Here is a 17,478-nt window from a genome sequence, read left to right on the forward strand (position 1 = left end):
TAGCCACTCAGCTGATAAAGGCTGTTCCAGCATCGCCGCCGTTTGGGCAGTGATTCCGGAACAGCCTGTTTTGCTGCCTGTTTCTTTATTTATGCTTGTCTGAATGTTCTTCATCCACAAGCTTATTGTATAGATTGGCTTCGTTACCGCCGCTGTTTTTGGAGCGGTACATCGCCAGGTCGGCGGCGCGCAGCAGTTCGTTGATACTTCCGCCATGCTGCGGATATAGGGCTACGCCGATGCTGGCGGAAGTATGAAAGCTGGAGCCTTGGTTGACAGACCAGGATTTGTTGAACAGCTGAAGTAAACGGTCCAGCATTTCGTTCAGCATCTCTGGATTGGTAAAGCGGTGAAGCACGACGGCGAACTCATCGCCGCCGATGCGGAACGCCTGACCGAATCCTTTAACCGTCTGCTGCAGCTCACGGGAGAGCAGCTGCAGGAATTCATCTCCGGCCAAGTGGCCAAGGGTATCATTAAGCTGCTTGAACCTGTCGCAGTCGAGCAGCGCAACTGCTATTTCCTGTCTGCGGTCCTCAGGCTGATTAATCAGGTTCTCCATGTACATTTTAAAATGGGCTCTATTGGGGATTGCTGTTAAATGGTCATAGAAGGCCAGCTTGTGGAGCCGTTCCTCATGTTGCTTACGCTGGGTAATCTCACGAGAGATAAGCATATACTGCGCGGGAAAAGCATGGCTGCCGGTGATCGGTGAGATTTTCGTTTCCAGCCACACCCAGTGGCCTTTTGCCGAACGCATGCGCAGCTCCGAAATTCGTGGAGTCCCCTGAACCACACTCTTCAGCTTCGCCCAGGAGATTTCAGCTTCGCGGATGTAGTTGGAAAGAGGAACACCTTTGTCCGGCACGTAGCCAAGCACGCTGGAATGGGAAGGTGAGGCGTACAGGATCATACCGTTTGGATCGGTCAAAATAATGAAGTCAGACATGGTCTCACCGATCAGCTGGTAAAGGGATTGATCTTCCTGCATCTCACTTTGCAGCGAAACTACTCTGCGGCAGAGATAAATAATAACGAGCATAAGCAGGAACAAGATCAGGGAGTAGGCCGCGAAGAGGGTGCTTTTTCGCTCACGGAACTCTTGGGTAATCTGCTGTCCGTAGTTATCGATCAGGTTCTCGGATTGATCCAGACTGCTGCGGACCTCACTCAGCCGGGTGTTGATCATGATAGCTGAGTACGTATCCGGGTTCCAATTGCTTTCCATACGCCGGGAGATCAGTTTCTGCCCGGTATTCTTCCAGCTTTCAAAAGCGTCTTCGAAGCTCAGCAGCTCGTTTCTCAGCTGGGAGAGCAGCCGATTGCTCTGTGTCATCCTCTTTTCCGGATGATTCATAGCGTTGATGTTGCAGCTGACCATGCCCAGCCGCTGCTTCACCTGGGCATTATTGTCATGATACTCCTGAGACAGCAGGCCGCGCTGTTCACGCGTAATGTTCCGGTTCATCACGGTGTGCAGCGCAAGGGCAGCCTGATGAAGATCCCGGTCGGCATTCAGAATCAGCTCTGAATTTTGGTAGACATCGCTGTACAGTGAATCTGAAAGCCGGTTAATTGTGTGGTTCAGATACAGCAGAGAAGCGGTGCTGATGCCCGCCAGAATAACGGAGATAGCGACAAATAAAAGGATTAATCTGCGTGTGTTTTTGATTTTGTATAAAGCCACTGTCATCCTCTCCCCGCATAAAACTTTGAGAAATCTCTTTGATAGTAGATGATACCTATGCGGAACTAATCCCAGCTGCGGGTAATTGGCCGCAGGGACAACGAGAGAGTGTCTTTCAAATAGTCATAGAAACATAGTGCTTCCAGTACGATTAGGGATCCTTCTCATCAGTATGTAGGACGTCCTGCTTAGGGCATCCGGGCCGAGTATGGAATATAAGAGGTTGATCCGAGCCTGAAATGCCCAAAATCCCCTGCCAGCCGACCGTTCGGGTCATCAAGCGATCCGGTAAGCCGGGGAGGAGATGGGGATCTTGATATAATTAGCATCAGATTTAAACATTATGTATAGTACAGGCTTATTCATACTCCAACCCCTGAGTCCTATTACCCAAGTTTTCTACAAACGATACTCCCTTTCTGTGCTAAGCGCTAAAATATCATAGCTGCCGTTCCCGGCGAGTTTAGGGATTAATTCCTCTGAATTTGTCGGCTTGTCAAAACGACATTTTGTGCATATAATAAATAGACATATCTTCTGAATAAGAAGATGCAGTTTCCCAGCAACATCATTATAAATGCAGTGATGGAGAAGAGTACGCAGTGCCTGGCTTACAGGGAGGAGACGCCGCAGATTGAGAGCGTTTCTAGGAGAGCAGAGCTGCCGAAGTTCACTCCGGAGCAGTTCCCTGAATTCACTTCAAGATCTTCTTGAAGGAAGACAGTAGGGGAAACCGGCCGCAGACCGTTATTTCTGTTAAAGTGAGGCATGTCTTTACCGCACCGAAAGAGGGAATACAGCTCTTAAGGGAAGTGGTACAGGAGTCTAACAAGGGTGGTACCACGGTCTTTTCGTCCCTTACCGGGAGGAAAGGCCTTTTTTTGTTGACAATATGATGATTAAGGGGGCAGTACACGCCATGAAAGAGAAGCTGGAAGCGTTGAAGGTTGAGGCATTGGCTAAGCTGCAGGAAGTAACCGATCCGCAGGTTCTGAATGACTTACGCGTGAAGTATCTGGGCAAAAAAGGCGAGTTAACCGAGGTTCTGCGGGGAATGGGAGGGCTTAGCGCGGAAGAGCGTCCGGTAATCGGCCAGGTGGCGAATCTGGTGCGCAGCGCGATTGAAGATATTATCGGCTCCAAGCAGGAGGCGTTCCAGCAGCAGGAAACGCTGAACCGCCTGCAGGCAGAGAAAGTGGATGTTACGCTGCCGGGCCGCGGTTTGCCGCAAGGCGGAATTCATCCGCTCACCCGGGTGGTGCAGGAGATTGAAGATATCTTCATCGGCATGGGCTACCGGGTAGCAGAAGGCCCTGAAGTAGAGACGGATTATTATAACTTCGAGGCGCTTAATCTGCCGAAGAACCATCCGGCACGCGATATGCAGGATTCCTTCTATTTGACGGATGATCTCCTGATGCGTACGCAGACTTCTCCAGTGCAGATCCGCACCATGCAGGCAATGCAGGGCGAAACACCGGTCAAAATCATCTGTCCGGGGAGAGTGTTCCGCCGCGATGATGACGACGCCACCCACTCCTTCCAGTTCCATCAGATCGAAGGTCTGGTCATTGGACGGGGAATCCGCATGAGTGACTTGAAGGGTACATTGCAGCAGTTCATGAAAGAAATGTTCGGCCCGAGTGCGGGGATCCGCCTTCGTCCGAGCTTCTTCCCATTCACCGAGCCTAGCGTTGAAGTTGACGTCAGCTGCTTCAAATGCGGCGGAGACGGCTGCCGGCTGTGCAAACAAAGCGGCTGGCTGGAAATCCTCGGTGCTGGCATGGTGCATCCGAATGTACTCAGAATGGGCGGATACGACCCAGAGGAGTATAGCGGCTTCGCCTTCGGCGTAGGTGCGGAGCGGATTGCCATGTTGAAATACGGCATCGACGACATCCGTTATTTCTATACCAATGATATGGGCTTCGTGAAGCAGTTCAAGGGCATTTAGATTTTTGACGGGTGAGCGGGCTGGTAGATAAATACATCTGAAATAAAGGAAGTGAGCGGACATGAAAGTATCAACCGGATGGCTGGCTGATTATATATCGTTAGAGGGAGTAACCGCTGAAGAGCTGGCGGACAGAATCACCACTGCAGGCATCGAGATTGACGGTGTTGAGCGCCGCAACAAGGGGCTTTCCGGGATTGTAACCGGATATGTGAAATCGAAAGAAAAACATCCCGATGCCGATAAGCTGAACGTATGTATCGTGGATGCAGGACAGGGCGAGGATCTGCAGATCGTGTGCGGAGCAAAGAATGTCGAAGCGGGGCAAAAGGTGCCTGTAGCCTTGGTGGGGGCGAAGCTTCCGGGCCTGGACATCAAAAAAGCCAAGCTGCGCGGCGTATTGTCGCAAGGCATGATCTGCTCGGCCAAGGAGCTTGGGCTGAATGACAAGCTGCTGCCGAAAGAACTGCAGGAAGGCATTCTTGTTCTGCCTGAGAATACCGAGATCGGCCAGGATATCCTGAAGGTGCTGAGCCTGAATGATGAAATTCTTGAATTCGATCTGACACCGAACCGGTCCGATTGCCTAAGCATGATTGGCGCGGCCTATGAGGTAAGCGCGATTCTTGGCCGGGATCTGAAGCTGCCCGATCCGGCAGCGGATCTGGTAGAGACCGGGAGCCAGGCATCCGACTCTATTTCCGTAAAAATCGAGAATGACGAATACTGTTCCCGCTATGCAGTACGCTATATTACCGGAGTGAAGCCTGCTGCTTCTCCGCTCTGGATTCAGAACCGGCTGATGGCTGCAGGTGTCCGTCCGATCAATAACATCGTGGATATCACTAACTACGTCATGCTGGAATACGGACAGCCGCTGCATGCCTTTGACAGTGACAAGGTGGAAGGCGGCGTGCTTGGTGTCCGCTTTGCGCAGGAAGGCGAGGTTCTGACTACGCTCGACGGGCAAGAACGCAAGCTGGAGCCGCAAATGCTTGTGATCGCCGATGGGGCAAAAGCCGTAGCGCTTGCCGGAGTAATGGGCGGACTGGCAACGGAAGTAACTGGAGAAACAGTGAATCTGGTGCTGGAATCGGCCAAATTCGACGGTGGAACGGTCCGCAAGGCTTCACGCCAGTTCGGCCTCCGCTCTGAAGCATCATTGCGCTTCGAGAAAGAAGTGGATCCGAATGCCGTAATTCCGGCATTGGACCGGGCGGCAGCGCTGATTGCGCGTTATGCCGGGGGTTCAGTGCATGAAGGCATTGTTCAGGCAGGAGGAGACTCTGTACAGGAGAAGGTTCTGACCTTGCCACTGGAGAAGTTGAACAACTATCTCGGCACGGAGCTGTCACTGCTGGAAGTGAAGACATTGTTTGGCCGTCTGCATTTCAAATGCGGTGATGCCTCCCAGGGAGTTGTTGAAGTTCAGGTGCCAACCAGACGCGGCGACATCAGCTACGATGTGGATCTCATTGAAGAGATTGCCCGGCTGTATGGCTATGACAATATCCCGACAACCCTGATGGAAGGCATTACCACTCCTGGAGCACTCACTAGACAGCAGTTCCTGCGCCGCGAGCTGCGCCGCCTGCTGTCCCTTGGCGGATATCAGGAGGTCATGGGTTATTCCTTCATTCAGCCGGAGCAGAGCAAATGGTTCCCTGCGCTTGCAGAAGGCCAACTTTCTGTGAAGCTGGCCATGCCGATGAGCGAGGAACGCAGCGTGCTGCGTACCAGCCTCATTCCGCAGCTGCTGGATATTGCCCTCTACAATACCAACCGCCGGCAAAGCGATCTGGCGCTGTTCGAAATCGGCAATGTCTTCTTCACCGACGAAGAGCAGCTCACCCGCCAGCCGCGTGAGCTGCCGGTGCTGGGACTGCTGCTGAGCGGAAGCCGCGCAGCCAAACAGTGGAATGTGACGGCAGAGCCTGTCGATTTCTTCGATCTTAAGGGCGCGCTGGAAACCGTGTTTGCCCATCTGGGACTTACCGGACGCGTAGTCTACGAAGCTGATGCCCCGCAAGACTATCATCCGGGCCGTTCCGCTTCGGTGTATCTGCTGGGAGATGAAGGGCGCTTGAAGATCGGAACAATCGGCCAGCTTCATCCTGAACTGCAGCGCAAGCTTGACCTGGAGGATACCTATGTAGCTGAGATCCTGCTGCAGCCGCTCTATGAGTCTGCGCGCGCTAACCTGCAGTACAGTGAACTGCAGCGCTTCCCGGGAATGGAACGGGATATCGCAGTCGTTGTGGATTCGGAAGTTCCGGCAGGCCATCTGCTGGCATCCATCCGTGAGAACGGAGGAACACTCCTGCAGAATGTGCAGGTATTCGACGTGTACACCGGCGGCAAAATGGAAAGCGGGAAGAAGAGCGTAGCGATCTCGCTGCTCTACCGTCATACGGAACATACACTGACCGACGAGGAAGTTGGGGAAGTGCATGATAAGGTTGTTTCCGCACTTCAGCAAACTTTTGGTGCGGAATTAAGAAAGTAGCAGGAATTGTGCAAAGCCGCAGCGAATCCATTTAGAACCAGAGATTCGCTGCGGCTTTTTTCTAATAAGTCTAAGGTTCGGCGGATATGGACTAAATCAATATAATGAAGACGTTTTTTTGCCAAATGTTTAAGAATAACGCTACAATAGAAGCAGGGATAGCAACTTAGAATCCGCACACATACAAAGGAGGGCACAACTGTGGCTATGGACCGGACTCGTGTCGCCGTGGAGATATATGGAACTTCCTATAAACTTGTCGGAAGCAGCACTGAATATATGAAGCAGGTTGCCCGTTATGTGGACGAGCACATGCGCGCAATTTCCAAATCACATTCCAGACTGGATACACCGCGGATTGCGGTGCTTGCAGCCGTACATATGGCAGAGCAGGCCATCCAGGTTCAGGACTTTAAGAATGAGCTGAATATGCTGACCGGCGAGCGCACGGAGCTGCGCGTGGAGGTATCACGTCTCCTCGAAGTACAGCGGGAGCGGCAGGAGGAATTCGAACGGCTGGATGCTGCGGCCAAAGAAGAGGCAGCACGGCTGATTGCCGCCGCTGAAGAGGAACGCAAACGGCATTTGGAGATACAGGAACATGAGCGCAAGGTTCATGCCGAGCAGCTGCTTGAAGCAGGGAAGACGGCCGCTGCGGACCGGGATAAGCTGGCTGAAGAGCTGCAGGCCCGCGAGGTGGAACTGAAGACGCTGCGGGATACGAATGAGAATGAGCAGGCTGCTGCCCGCGAGAGTCACCGGCAGGAGCTGGAACGGCTTGAAGCTGTACGTCTGGAGCAGCTGGAAGTACTGAAAGCGGCACATGCGCAGGAGCTGGAACTTCTCCGCGAGACATTGTCCAAGGAGAAAGCGGAAACGCTGTCGGCTCTCCAGCAGGAACTGGCCGAGACCCGGGAGTCGCTGGGAAGCGAGGTTGTGGAGATCCGCACTTCGCTGAGCAAGGAACTGGCGGATACCAAATCCGCGCTGGACAAAGAACTCAGCACCGAAAGAGAAGCGCTGCAGAAAGAGCTTGCCAAGAATAAGGAGCTGCGGCAGTCACAGGGTACCCAAGAGCACCGGCATAAGCAGCAGCTCGGAGAGCTCGAGAAGCAGCTTAGCGAGCTGCGCGGCGGAACCGGGCAGCTTCAGTCCAGGCTGAGAGCGGCGGAAGCGGGGCTGAAGGGTGAACGTGATGCCCGTACGACACTTCTGGCGCAATATGAAGCGGTTCTAAGCCGGGAGGAGCAGCTTTCTGAAGAGCTGCGCTCCGCTACGGAACTGGGAACACTGCTGAATGGGGAGCTGGAAGAGCTGCGCCAGCGTTATGAGCAGGTACAGCGCGAAGCCGTAGAACTCAGAGAATCTCTGCAGGCAACAACCGATACCTTGAGCCACACCAAGGAAGAGCTGCGTTCTGCAGCCGAATTGGGAGAGCTGCTCAGCGATGAGCTGGAAGGACTACGCCAGCGGTATGAGCTGGCACAGCAAGAATCCTCAGAGCTGCGCAAGTCGCTGCAGGGAACCAAGGACAGTTTGCTGAACGTACAGGCGGAGCTTACCCGTACAGCAGAAGAAGCCGGGAACTGGCAGGAGCTTGCGGACAAGCATATGGAGGATATCAGCGAGCTGGAGATGAACCTTCTGGAAGCCGAAGAGAAGTCAGCAGGACTGCAGCGTGAGATTGATACGCTCCGCGGCCAGGCAGACGGAATGGTACAGCAGCTGGACCGTGAGGCCCAACTGCGTGCAGAAGCGGAAATGGAGAGCGCAGCACAGCGCGAAGCTGCAGCGGAAGCCCGCAAGGAACTTTCGGCGCTGCGCGGGCGTTATGAGGAACTCATTGCGCAGTATGATGATGTTCTGCAGGACGGCGAGCAGCTTCGCGAAAGATACGAGCTGCTGGAAGCCGAAAGCGAAGAGTCCACACGGCGTCTCGAGGAGCTCTACGAAGCTAGCCGTGAAGCTGCCGTAACCGCAGCGGAGCAGCAGGAAGTGCTGAAGGAAGCGCGGGAATACGAGGCATCCTGGAAGCATAAGTATGAAGAGCTTCAGCAGCGTCAGCAGCAGTGGAGTGAAGCGGAAGCTACTCTGCGCGAGGAAATCGAGATCTGGCAGCAGCAGGCCGGAGAAGCCGAAGCCGAGGCTGAATCCATGAACCGGGAGCGCAGCGAAGTGCAGCAGCAGCTCGCAGAAATCGGTGAGAGCTACGAGCTCGTGCAGGGCCAGCTTCGTTTAGTGCAGGCGCAGTTCGAACTGCAACAAGGTGAGCTGGATAAGCTCTCTCAGGAACATCGCAATCTCCAAGGGGAATATGCCAAGCTGCAAAGTGAATATAATGAATGGATTCAACTGATCGAACAGGATAGTTGAATGGCGGACGCAAGACAAAGACGGGGCCCGGGCAGTGAATTCTGCCTGGGCCCCGTCTTTGTCTAAATATAAGAATTTATAGGCTTCACGCTATAAATTATCCTTCTATTTCTCGCTGAAACGGATACCGTCCTTTTGAGGACGGTGAAGCCGTTTCCACTTGTTAGATATCAAGTTGGCATCTGCGGGTAACTGTATGCTATTATTCCACGATAATCTTAGCGCTCATCGAGCTGTGCCCGGAGCCGCACATGATTGCACAGGTCATTTCAAAGGTTCCTGCTTCCTCTGGAACAATGACGCGGGAAGAATCCTTGGCGGTTAATTGAAGCTCCAGCTCAGGAACAAGAATTCCGTGGTTGCCGCTTTCGTTCTTAAAGGTGATCTCCACCGGCACGCCTTTTTTTAAATGATATTCCTCCTGGTCAAAGCTGTAATTCGTAGCAGAAATGACGAGTTCATCCTCCGGCTTAATGCCGGAAGCGGCAGTGCCATTATTGCTGGTGGAGCTGGCTTGCTTGCCGTTGCCGCCACTACAGGCCGATAGTATAAGAACAAATGCGATGGACAGCAGCATAGCTGATCTTCGGATCATCTTCATCCTCCTATAACTATATTTTGATACCGTTCGGTGACAATAGCATAGCTTACTTTTAAGCGGAAGTCTTGGATAAACTTTTCAAAACTGTTGACAAACAATCAGGCTCAAAATTTCGTCTAAAAATATGTCCGAAGTTTGTCGAAAAATGCAAATAAATGATGCAAAAATAAATTAAATTTATTATAATGAAAGCTATTATATTAACGGTTAGAAGTAGGGGATGTACATCAATTTAGCTAATGATACGTTGAATGCAGAGATATGGCACCGGAGAATATTAAGCGGGTATTGGGTGCTGGTAATTTTCATGCTGGCTGCCCAGCTCATCTTTATGTTGTCAACCCATATGCCTGAAGTCAAGACGGTGCTGATTCCGAGCAAGGGGCACCTATTTATAGGATGTAATATAATGATTGTGATCGCGATGATACTCGCCGAAATGTGGTTGCGCACTACCTTGCAATATCACAAGCAGGCTGTTGTTGTTTGCGGGTTTATTGTCTCCTATTTGATGTATTTCGTCTTGGAGCCGTTTGTTGACGGTGCACAAATGACCCTGATGATGCCAATTATGATTGCGCTTGTTTATTTCGATCAAAGACTGCTGCACGGATTGGGACTGATCAGCTTACTGTTTTATGCCGGTGTTTATTTGGGGCTGGAACGGCCGGTGCTGGACAAGCCGGTGCTGGAGTTTCTGATGGTAGAGTGCGTGTTTATTGTGTTCGTTGTGATGGCTCAGGCCGTAATTGTCCGGGCACGTGAAGCCCGTGAGCATCTGGAGCAGCTGACCATATCCGAACAGGAACTTATGGTTGAGCGGGCAATTTCCGATAAGATGCTGAAGATTGATGCACTTACCGGTCTTTACAATCACAAGTCATTTCATGAATATCTGGACTCGCTGCTGGAGCAGTGTGAAAGCAACGGGCTGCGGCTGCAGCTGGCGCTGTTTGATATTGATAACTTCAAGCAGGTGAATGATACTTATGGACACTGGGTCGGAGACCTTGTGCTGAAGGAGGTTGCGGCCAAGATGGGCAGCCTGATCAGCTTAAATGATTTTTCGGCGAGGTATGGCGGTGAGGAATTCGCAGTGATCTTCACGGATAAAAGCTTTCACGATGCTTATGCCGCTGCAGAGAAGATGCGGATAAATATCGCCCAGATGGAGCATCCCTATGCCGGGGACAAGCCGATTACGGTCAGCATCGGGTTATGTGATTACCAGCTCGGAGACGGCAAAGAGCGGCTGTTCCGCAAGACAGACAATGCCTTGTACGAAGCTAAGCGGAGCGGAAAGAATACTGTGGTTACCGCATCTGTAGCCCATGACGATGATCCGGTCATGTCCTATGCGTAAGTTACTATAATAAACCCCCTATTTCCGTTATAATCCGGAAATAGGGGGTTTCGTTGTCTGCAGAGCCTCTGACAGGCGATACGTTATTTTCCCGCTTCAAACGGAGTGGATACCGGCAGAAACAGGTCGATAATCCCTATGACGAGTGCTGCCAGAAGCGCTCCAAGGATGGAGACGCTGACACCGCTCACGACAAATTGGGCGATCCAGATGACTAGCGCGCTGACGATAAAACCGACGATTCCGCGGCCGAAGGGCGTTGTTTTTTTGCCGAAGATTCCCTCAATAACCCAGCCAAGCAGAGCGATCACCAGGGCAAGGACAAGCGCACTCCAGAAACCGCCGATCGTAAACTGCGGGACAATCCAGCCGACAATCAGCAGCACGATGGCTGCAACGATGAAACGGACGACATGACCCAAAAATTTCACTGAACTAACCTCCTTTGCCTTCGTTTCAAGGATATGTGCAGTTGTTATTGTGACCTGAATCGCCGATTCTATGCCTAAATAGCGCAAATGGGCCGAATTAGGTATAATGTAAACATCTATGAAGGGAGCTGTGACAGTAATTGGACGACAAGATTTTGCATACGCTTGAATATCGCAAGATTTTAAATAAATTGATGCAATATACGCAAACTCCGATGGGACGGCTGGCGGCGGAAGACCTGAAGCCCTCCGGTGATTTTGAAGGGGTGAAGAAACTGCTGCAGGCCACGGATGAGGCGGCTAACGTTGACCGGTTGAAGGGTATTCCTTCTTTTGGCGGGGTTAGCGATATTCGGCCTGCGCTGAAACGCGCCTCCATCGGCGGCATGCTGGGAACGACGGAGCTGCTGTCGGTTGGTAATACCATTGGCGGCGCCCGCCGGGTCAAGCGGTTTCTGGCGGCCATGCATGAGGATGAGAAGATCCATTCTCTGTTTGCCTTAAGCGATCTGCTCTCGGAGCAGAAGCATGTAGAGGATGACATCCGGGCCTGCATTGATGAGAATGCGGATGTGCTTGATTCGGCAAGCCATGAGCTTGCCACGATCCGCAGGGAGCTGCGCGGAGGGGAGACGAGAATCCGTGAAAAGCTGGATTCAATGATCCGTTCCTCCTCAGTGGCCAAGATGCTGCAGGATCAGCTGGTGACGATCCGCGGTGACCGGTTTGTCATTCCGGTCAAGGCCGAATACCGTGCCCATTTTGGCGGAATCGTGCATGACCAGTCCGGTTCGGGGGCAACGCTGTTCATTGAGCCGGAGTCTATTGTGGCGATGAACAATAAGCTGCGGGAGACCCGACTGCGCGAGGAACGCGAGATTGAGATCATTCTCCACCGGCTGACCGCGCTGGTAGGCGACATTGCTGAAGAGATGACCTATGATGTCGATATCCTTGGTGAGCTTGATTTCATCTTTGCCAAGGCGCGTCTGGCGCGTGATATGAAAGCGACCCAGCCACGGATGAATGATCGTGGCTACCTCAAGCTGCGCAAGGGACGCCACCCGCTTATTCCGGCGGAACAAGTCGTTCCCTTGGATGTGGAGCTTGGCAATCAATACAGCTCAATCATCGTTACCGGGCCGAATACGGGCGGTAAGACGGTTACGCTGAAGACCATTGGCCTGCTTAGCCTGATGTCGATGTCCGGATTGTTCATTCCGGCAGAGGAAGGCAGCCAGATGTGTGTATTTGATGCGATTTATGCCGATATTGGGGATGAACAGAGCATTGAGCAGAGCCTCAGTACCTTTTCCAGCCATATGACCAATATTATTTCCATACTGAAGCGTATGACTCCGAAAAGTCTGATCCTGCTGGATGAGGTGGGAGCGGGAACAGATCCGGCCGAAGGCTCGGCACTCGCCATTGCGATTCTGGAGCATATTCACCGGATAGAATGCCGGATGGTGGCCACCACGCATTACAGCGAACTGAAGGCTTATGCCTATGAACGCAAAGGGGTCATCAATGCCAGCATGGAATTTGATGTGCAAAGTCTCAGCCCAACCTATAGATTGCTGATTGGTGTACCGGGCCGAAGCAATGCATTTGCCATTGCCGAACGCCTCGGCCTGCAGAGTGACATTCTTGAGCATGCCCGCGGCGAGGTCAAGGAAGAGGATCTGCGCGTGGAGCACATGATTGCTTCACTTGAAGAGAACCGGCTGGGTGCAGAGAATGAACGCGAGCGTGCTGAAGTGGTCCGCCGTGAAGCGGAAGAATTCCGCAACCGGCAGCAGCTGGAGCTGGAGAAGCTGGAGAGCCAGCGTGACAAGCGGCTGGAGAAGGCGGAGAAAGACGCCAGTGCCATTCTGGACAAGGCGCGTAAGGAAGCGGAGGAAATCATCAGCGATCTGCGGAGGCTGGCGATGGAGGAAGGTGCCTCCGTCAAGGAGCATAAGCTGATTGAAGCACGCCGCCGCCTCGATGAAGCCGAACCGGCACCGCGCAAGAAGGCGGTATCCCGCAGCAGCAGCAAAGCGCCGCGGCGGATTCAGCCCGGAGATGAAGTCAAACTGCCGAGCGTGAATCAGAAAGGCTTCGTCGTGGAGCTGAGCGGAACGAAGGAAGCGCTGGTGCAATTCGGCATTATGAAGATGAAGGTTAATCTGAACGATCTGGAGTTCCTGGCTTCCGCCCCGGATGTCCCCGTTCCTGCTCTTCGCCGGGCTACTACAGTGAAACGTACCCGTGACGAGAACATCCGCAGTGAGCTGGACTTGCGCGGGACGAACCTGGAAGAGGCAATCATGGAGACCGACCGCTTTATTGATGAAGCCTTTCTCGGCAACCTGGGCCAGATTTCGATCATACACGGCAAAGGAACCGGCGTGCTGCGAACAGGTATTCAGGAGTACTTGCGCAAGCATAAGCATGTCAAAAGCTACCGGCTCGGGAATTATAATGAGGGCGGCGCGGGCGTAACCGTGGCTGAACTGCAATAGCGGCGGAGCCTGGCGGAAAGAGGGGGAAAGATGCAAGAAACTATTGATCTTATGCTGGGCCATCCGCTGGGCGCACTGATCGGTTACTTCACCGTGGCGATTTTGGGGCTGGTGGTGTTTCTGTCCTTTTTTGAAATGGTGACCAAATATAACTGCTGGGAAGAAATCCGCAAAGGGAATTTGGCGGTAGCCATGGCGACAGGCGGCAAAATCTTCGGCATTTGCAATATCCTGCGCTTCAGCATACAGGCAGGGGCATCAATTTACGAGACGATGAAATGGTCGGTTGTCGGATTTCTGCTGCTCTTGCTGGCTTATTTTTTGTTCGAGTTTTTAACCCCTGTTTTTTCAATTGATGATGAAATTGCCGCAGATAACCGTGCTGTCGGATTGACGGCCATGCTGATCTCGGTTTCACTGTCTTATGTAATTGGCGCCGCTATATTCTAAACTCGGGGAGTAGGAAAATCATGAAGATGCTGATCCGGATTCTGTTTTTTTCTGCCCTGGCTTTTATAGCGGCCGGTATTATTTATTTAATGGTGAATTGAATTTAAATGTGAGGTAAGAAGGAGATTTTAGTGATGGAAACAACCGTATGCCCTTGGTGTCATACCGAAATCGTGTGGGACGAGGAATTTGGACCCGAAGAGACTTGCCCCCACTGCAACAATGAGCTTAGCGGCTACCGTACAGTCACTCTGGGCAGTGACGATCTGGAAGAAGACGAGCCGGAGACTGAGGACGAACCGAAATCAGAGGAAATCAGCGATGAGGACTTGTGGGACGACAGCGACAAGGAGAGCGTAGTGCCAATCTTCAATACCACCAGCCAATTCAGCGACGATTATGATATGAAGCGTTATGAGCATAGCGTTTCTGCAATTCTTGCTGCACAGCTTGAAGCCCCCGAGTGCCCGCAATGTCATGAACTGATGGTGCTTGCCGGTACACAGAAGGTAGACAGCTTTGAGCCATCAGCTCCCGAAGCACTGGGTGGAGCTGTATTGAAAGCGCCGTTTGCGCTTAATCTCTATGTATGCCCTTCATGTTTTCATGTTCAGCACAATCTGGCGCAGGAAGACCGTATTCAGTTTGTGCGTAACCTGAGCACCTCTGCGGAATAAATGCCGATTCATGTCAGCCCTGCTTTCTGGACATATTAAAGCTAGGAATGTCCAAAAGGCAGGGGGTTAATTATGAAAAGCTTATTGCGTAATCAGGCGGTTCTGCTGCTTGCCGTGGCCGGGCTGTATATGCTGGCGAGTGTGCTGGCAGGCACTTTTCTGAACGTCTATCTGTGGAAAAACCGCCAAAATTTTGCCATGATCGGCTGGTTTACGGTTGCTCAGCAGGTGGCTGTTGGCCTCAGCTTCTGGGTGGGCGGCAAATGGGTGAAGGAGCATAATAAGATGAATGCCCTGCGGCTGGGAATCGCCGTTTCGGGCTTTTTTTATTTGCTGGTGCTGTGGCTGGGGGGACAAGCAGTACATTATATCTGGCCGCTCGGCCTGATCCTGGGGCTCTCGATAGGCTTCTTCTGGCTGGCGTTCAACATCGTGTTTTTCGAAATTACCGAAGCGGTGAACCGCGATTTCTTCAATGGGTGGATGGGGCTGCTTGGTTCCTTTACCGGCATCGTCGGACCGTGGGTTTCCGGTTGGCTGATCTCGCTGTGGCCAGGGGAACGCGGGTACCGCGTCGTATTTATAATCTCGCTCTGCACTTATGGTATTTCAGCCGTTCTCAGCTTTCTGCTGCAGAAGCGTAAGAGCGAAGGGACCTACCTGTGGCTGGAGCCCTGGAAAGAGCTCCGGCGTGCCGGGAGCCCATGGAGACCGGCAGCGGCTGCGCTGCTGTTTCAAGGGCTGCGTGAGGGCGTTTTTTCATTTCTGATCGGCTTATTAGTGTACATAGCGGCTAGGGAGGAGAGCAAGCTGGGGCAGTTTGCTCTCATTACCTCAGCTGTATCTCTGATCAGTTATTTTGCTGCCGGTAAGTGGTTCAAGCCTAAATTCCGCTCCGCAGGCATGTTGGCCGGTGGCCTGCTGCTGCTGGCTGTGATTACACCGCTGCTCTGGAAAGTCAGCTACGGGACGCTGCTGATCATGGGCATAGGAACCTCCCTTTGTATTCCGTTGTATATGCTGCCCATGGTTTCGACCAGCTTTGACTTGATGGGGCTGTCTGCGGAGGCAGCCGGCAAACGGGTCGAGCTTGTCGTGCTGAGGGAGCTGAGCCTCATGAGCGGACGGCTGCTAGGGATGTTCGTATTCATTGCGGTGCTGTCTGTGAACGACTCACCACAGGTCATCACGCTGCTGATGCTGCTGCTGGGTGCATCTCCGCTGGGCAGCTGGCTGGTCTTGCGCCGTCTGCTGAGAAGCGGTAAATATCATCCGTCTTGAAGAGGGCGTGATGACCGGATAGGGGGAAGGTTAAGTTTTGGCCAAGAAAAAAGGTTATGGCCTAAGGACGAAGGTTGCAGTTATGGTATCCGCTGTGGTGATGTTGGTCATGCTGGTGCTCTACATTATTTTCCGGAATCAGATTATCCCGCAGACCCGCCATGCCCTGGAGGATAAAGCCATTACGATTGCCCGCACCCTTGCCCTGATGCCGCTGGTGTCGGAAGGGCTAGGGGAGGGCCGCAGTAAGGAGATTCAGGCCTATACCTCCAAAATCACCCGCCGCAATGATATTATGTTTGTAGTCGTAATCGATATGAACAGTATCCGCTATTCGCATCCTGATGCCTCAATGATTGGAAGGCACTTTGTGGGTGGAGGACAGAAGATGGCGCTGCGCGGGGAAGAGAGTATCTCCGAAGGCGAGGGGCTGCTGGGCAAGTCACTGCGTGCTTTTGTGCCAGTTTATAACAACAGAGGTTCTCAGGTGGGAGTAGTCGTAGTCGGACTTTCGCTGGAACGCGTGCACCGTCTGGTACGGCAGAATGAATGGACCATCATCGCGATTCTGCTGTCCGGTGCCGTGCTTGGAGCCGGAGGGGCGATCGTGCTGGCCCGGAAAATCAAACAGATGATGTTCGGTATGGAGCCTTCGGATATTTCCAAGCTGCTGGAAGAGCGCAGCGCCATGCTGCAGTCTGCACGCGAAGGCATTATTGCGGTAGATGATAAAGCCCGGATCACAATGATCAATGTGGAAGCAGAGCGGCTTCTGGGAACGGTGGGCATTACTGGAAATGCGATGACCCGGCATATTGCAGATTATTGGCCTGAGCTGCGTCTTGAGCCTGTGCTGGCCACGGGGGAAGCGAAGGTGGATCAGGATCTTGAGCTGAACGGCATCACTTTGCTCGTCAACAGTGTTCCGATCCGGGTGAATGGCCAGATTGCGGGAGCTATCGCTACGTTCCGGGACAAGACCGAACTTGCCGTCCTGGTTGAACGGTTGTCCGGCATTTCCGTATATGCGGACGCCCTGCGGGCCGGGACGCATGAATTCATGAACAAGCTGCATGTCATTATGGGAATGACACATATGGGCCTATACGATGAGCTGCAGCAGTACATCTCGGGAATGGTGGGCAACTACCAGAAGGAAATTGGCTCTATTACGAGACAGATTAAAGACCCCGTGATGGCAGGCTTCCTGCTGGGGAAATTGAGCCGGGCCCGCGAAGCGGGAATTGATCTACAGCTGACCGGGGACAGCTATTTGCCGGAATCGGCAGACCCGCAGTGCATTCATGAACTGATTACGATTGCCGGCAATCTGCTTGACAACGCTATGGAGGTACTGAAGGAGCATAACGTCAAGGAGATAGAGCTTGCTTTTTGTTATGACCGGGGGCGCCTGATATGCACCGTGCGGGACAGCGGACCGGGCATTCCAGAGGCGCTGCGGGAGCAGGTATTTGTTCAAGGCTTTTCCACCAAGGGAGAGCAACGGGGGATCGGTCTGTACCTGGTCCAGAAAAGCGTGGAGAAGCTGCAGGGCAAGCTTCAGATTGTAGATGACGGGAAGCCGGGAACAACGTTTATGGCCGATGTGCCATATGCTGTAAAGGGTGATGAAGCTGTATGACCATTA

The 17,478-nt window shown here is 52.8% G+C and carries 12 protein-coding genes and 1 other annotated feature; of the genes, 9 read left to right on the top strand and 3 right to left on the bottom strand.

Annotated elements, in window-relative coordinates:
• Nucleotides 1-85: 85 nt before the first annotated feature.
• Nucleotides 86-1,687 carry a sensor domain-containing diguanylate cyclase gene (locus MHI45_RS28385; RefSeq protein WP_341119805.1) on the bottom strand — a complete coding sequence of 534 codons (1,602 nt, stop codon included), beginning with the start codon at nt 1,685-1,687 and terminating at the stop codon, nt 86-88.
• Between the two features lie 573 nt (nt 1,688-2,260).
• Nucleotides 2,261-2,549, top strand: a binding site (T-box leader).
• Nucleotides 2,550-2,606: 57 nt separating this feature from the next.
• On the opposite strand from MHI45_RS28385, the gene pheS reads away from it, so the two are divergent.
• The 3 genes from pheS to zapA all read left to right on the top strand — a co-directional run bounded on the left by pheS (nt 2,607) and on the right by zapA (nt 8,520).
• The gene (gene pheS, locus MHI45_RS28390) at nt 2,607-3,641 is read left to right on the top strand and encodes a phenylalanine--tRNA ligase subunit alpha (RefSeq protein WP_341119806.1); all 1,035 of its coding nucleotides are present in this window, start codon (nt 2,607-2,609) and stop codon (nt 3,639-3,641) included.
• Nucleotides 3,642-3,702: 61 nt separating this feature from the next.
• On the top strand, nt 3,703-6,147 hold the full coding sequence (gene pheT / locus MHI45_RS28395) for a phenylalanine--tRNA ligase subunit beta (protein WP_341119807.1): 2,445 nt from the start codon (nt 3,703-3,705) through the stop codon (nt 6,145-6,147).
• Between the two features lie 207 nt (nt 6,148-6,354).
• Complete coding sequence (zapA, locus tag MHI45_RS28400; RefSeq protein WP_445667524.1) at nt 6,355-8,520, top strand: cell division protein ZapA; 2,166 nt, start codon at nt 6,355-6,357, stop codon at nt 8,518-8,520.
• Nucleotides 8,521-8,722: 202 nt separating this feature from the next.
• On the opposite strand, the gene MHI45_RS28405 is transcribed toward zapA, so the two are convergent.
• On the bottom strand, nt 8,723-9,115 hold the full coding sequence (locus MHI45_RS28405) for a cupredoxin domain-containing protein (protein ID WP_076111459.1): 393 nt from the start codon (nt 9,113-9,115) through the stop codon (nt 8,723-8,725).
• 226 nt (nt 9,116-9,341) lie between these two features.
• Here MHI45_RS28405 and MHI45_RS28410 point away from each other — a divergent pair, with 226 nt between their 5' ends.
• Nucleotides 9,342-10,484, top strand: coding sequence for a GGDEF domain-containing protein (locus MHI45_RS28410; RefSeq protein WP_076111461.1), 1,143 nt, complete (start codon nt 9,342-9,344; stop codon nt 10,482-10,484).
• Between the two features lie 83 nt (nt 10,485-10,567).
• Here MHI45_RS28410 and MHI45_RS28415 read toward each other — a convergent pair whose 3' ends face one another.
• Nucleotides 10,568-10,915 (bottom strand): phage holin family protein, encoded by a 348-nt coding sequence (locus MHI45_RS28415; protein ID WP_076111463.1) that lies wholly within the window; start codon nt 10,913-10,915, stop codon nt 10,568-10,570.
• Nucleotides 10,916-11,055: 140 nt separating this feature from the next.
• Here MHI45_RS28415 and MHI45_RS28420 point away from each other — a divergent pair, with 140 nt between their 5' ends.
• From MHI45_RS28420 to dcuS, 5 genes are all read left to right on the top strand, one after another.
• Nucleotides 11,056-13,422: an endonuclease MutS2 gene (locus MHI45_RS28420; protein WP_076111464.1), complete on the top strand. Its 2,367-nt coding sequence runs from the start codon at nt 11,056-11,058 to the stop codon at nt 13,420-13,422.
• A 30-nt stretch (nt 13,423-13,452) separates the two neighbouring features.
• Complete coding sequence (locus tag MHI45_RS28425; protein ID WP_038588259.1) at nt 13,453-13,872, top strand: DUF350 domain-containing protein; 420 nt, start codon at nt 13,453-13,455, stop codon at nt 13,870-13,872.
• A 134-nt stretch (nt 13,873-14,006) separates the two neighbouring features.
• The gene (locus MHI45_RS28430) at nt 14,007-14,549 is read left to right on the top strand and encodes a hypothetical protein (protein WP_256718139.1); all 543 of its coding nucleotides are present in this window, start codon (nt 14,007-14,009) and stop codon (nt 14,547-14,549) included.
• A gap of 72 nt (nt 14,550-14,621) precedes the next feature.
• Nucleotides 14,622-15,830 carry an MFS transporter gene (locus MHI45_RS28435; RefSeq protein ID WP_076111468.1) on the top strand — a complete coding sequence of 403 codons (1,209 nt, stop codon included), beginning with the start codon at nt 14,622-14,624 and terminating at the stop codon, nt 15,828-15,830.
• Between the two features lie 37 nt (nt 15,831-15,867).
• On the top strand, nt 15,868-17,472 hold the full coding sequence (gene dcuS / locus MHI45_RS28440) for a DcuS/MalK family sensor histidine kinase (protein WP_076111470.1): 1,605 nt from the start codon (nt 15,868-15,870) through the stop codon (nt 17,470-17,472).
• Nucleotides 17,473-17,478: the final 6 nt, after the last annotated feature.

Source organism: Paenibacillus sp. FSL H3-0321, assembly GCF_038002865.1.
GTDB lineage: Bacteria > Bacillota > Bacilli > Paenibacillales > Paenibacillaceae > Paenibacillus_AQ.

Excerpts from the sequence above, each read along its gene's own strand:
- pheS (WP_341119806.1), top strand. The coding sequence starts at position 2,607 with ATGAAAGAGAAGCTGGAAGCGTTGAAGGTTGAGGCATTGGCTAAGCTG.
- pheT (WP_341119807.1), top strand. The coding sequence starts at position 3,703 with ATGAAAGTATCAACCGGATGGCTGGCTGATTATATATCGTTAGAGGGA.
- zapA (WP_445667524.1), top strand. The coding sequence starts at position 6,355 with ATGGACCGGACTCGTGTCGCCGTGGAGATATATGGAACTTCCTATAAA.
- MHI45_RS28405 (WP_076111459.1), bottom strand. The coding sequence starts at position 9,115 with ATGATCCGAAGATCAGCTATGCTGCTGTCCATCGCATTTGTTCTTATA.
- MHI45_RS28410 (WP_076111461.1), top strand. The coding sequence starts at position 9,342 with ATGTACATCAATTTAGCTAATGATACGTTGAATGCAGAGATATGGCAC.
- MHI45_RS28425 (WP_038588259.1), top strand. The coding sequence starts at position 13,453 with ATGCAAGAAACTATTGATCTTATGCTGGGCCATCCGCTGGGCGCACTG.
- MHI45_RS28430 (WP_256718139.1), top strand. The coding sequence starts at position 14,007 with ATGGAAACAACCGTATGCCCTTGGTGTCATACCGAAATCGTGTGGGAC.
- MHI45_RS28435 (WP_076111468.1), top strand. The coding sequence starts at position 14,622 with ATGAAAAGCTTATTGCGTAATCAGGCGGTTCTGCTGCTTGCCGTGGCC.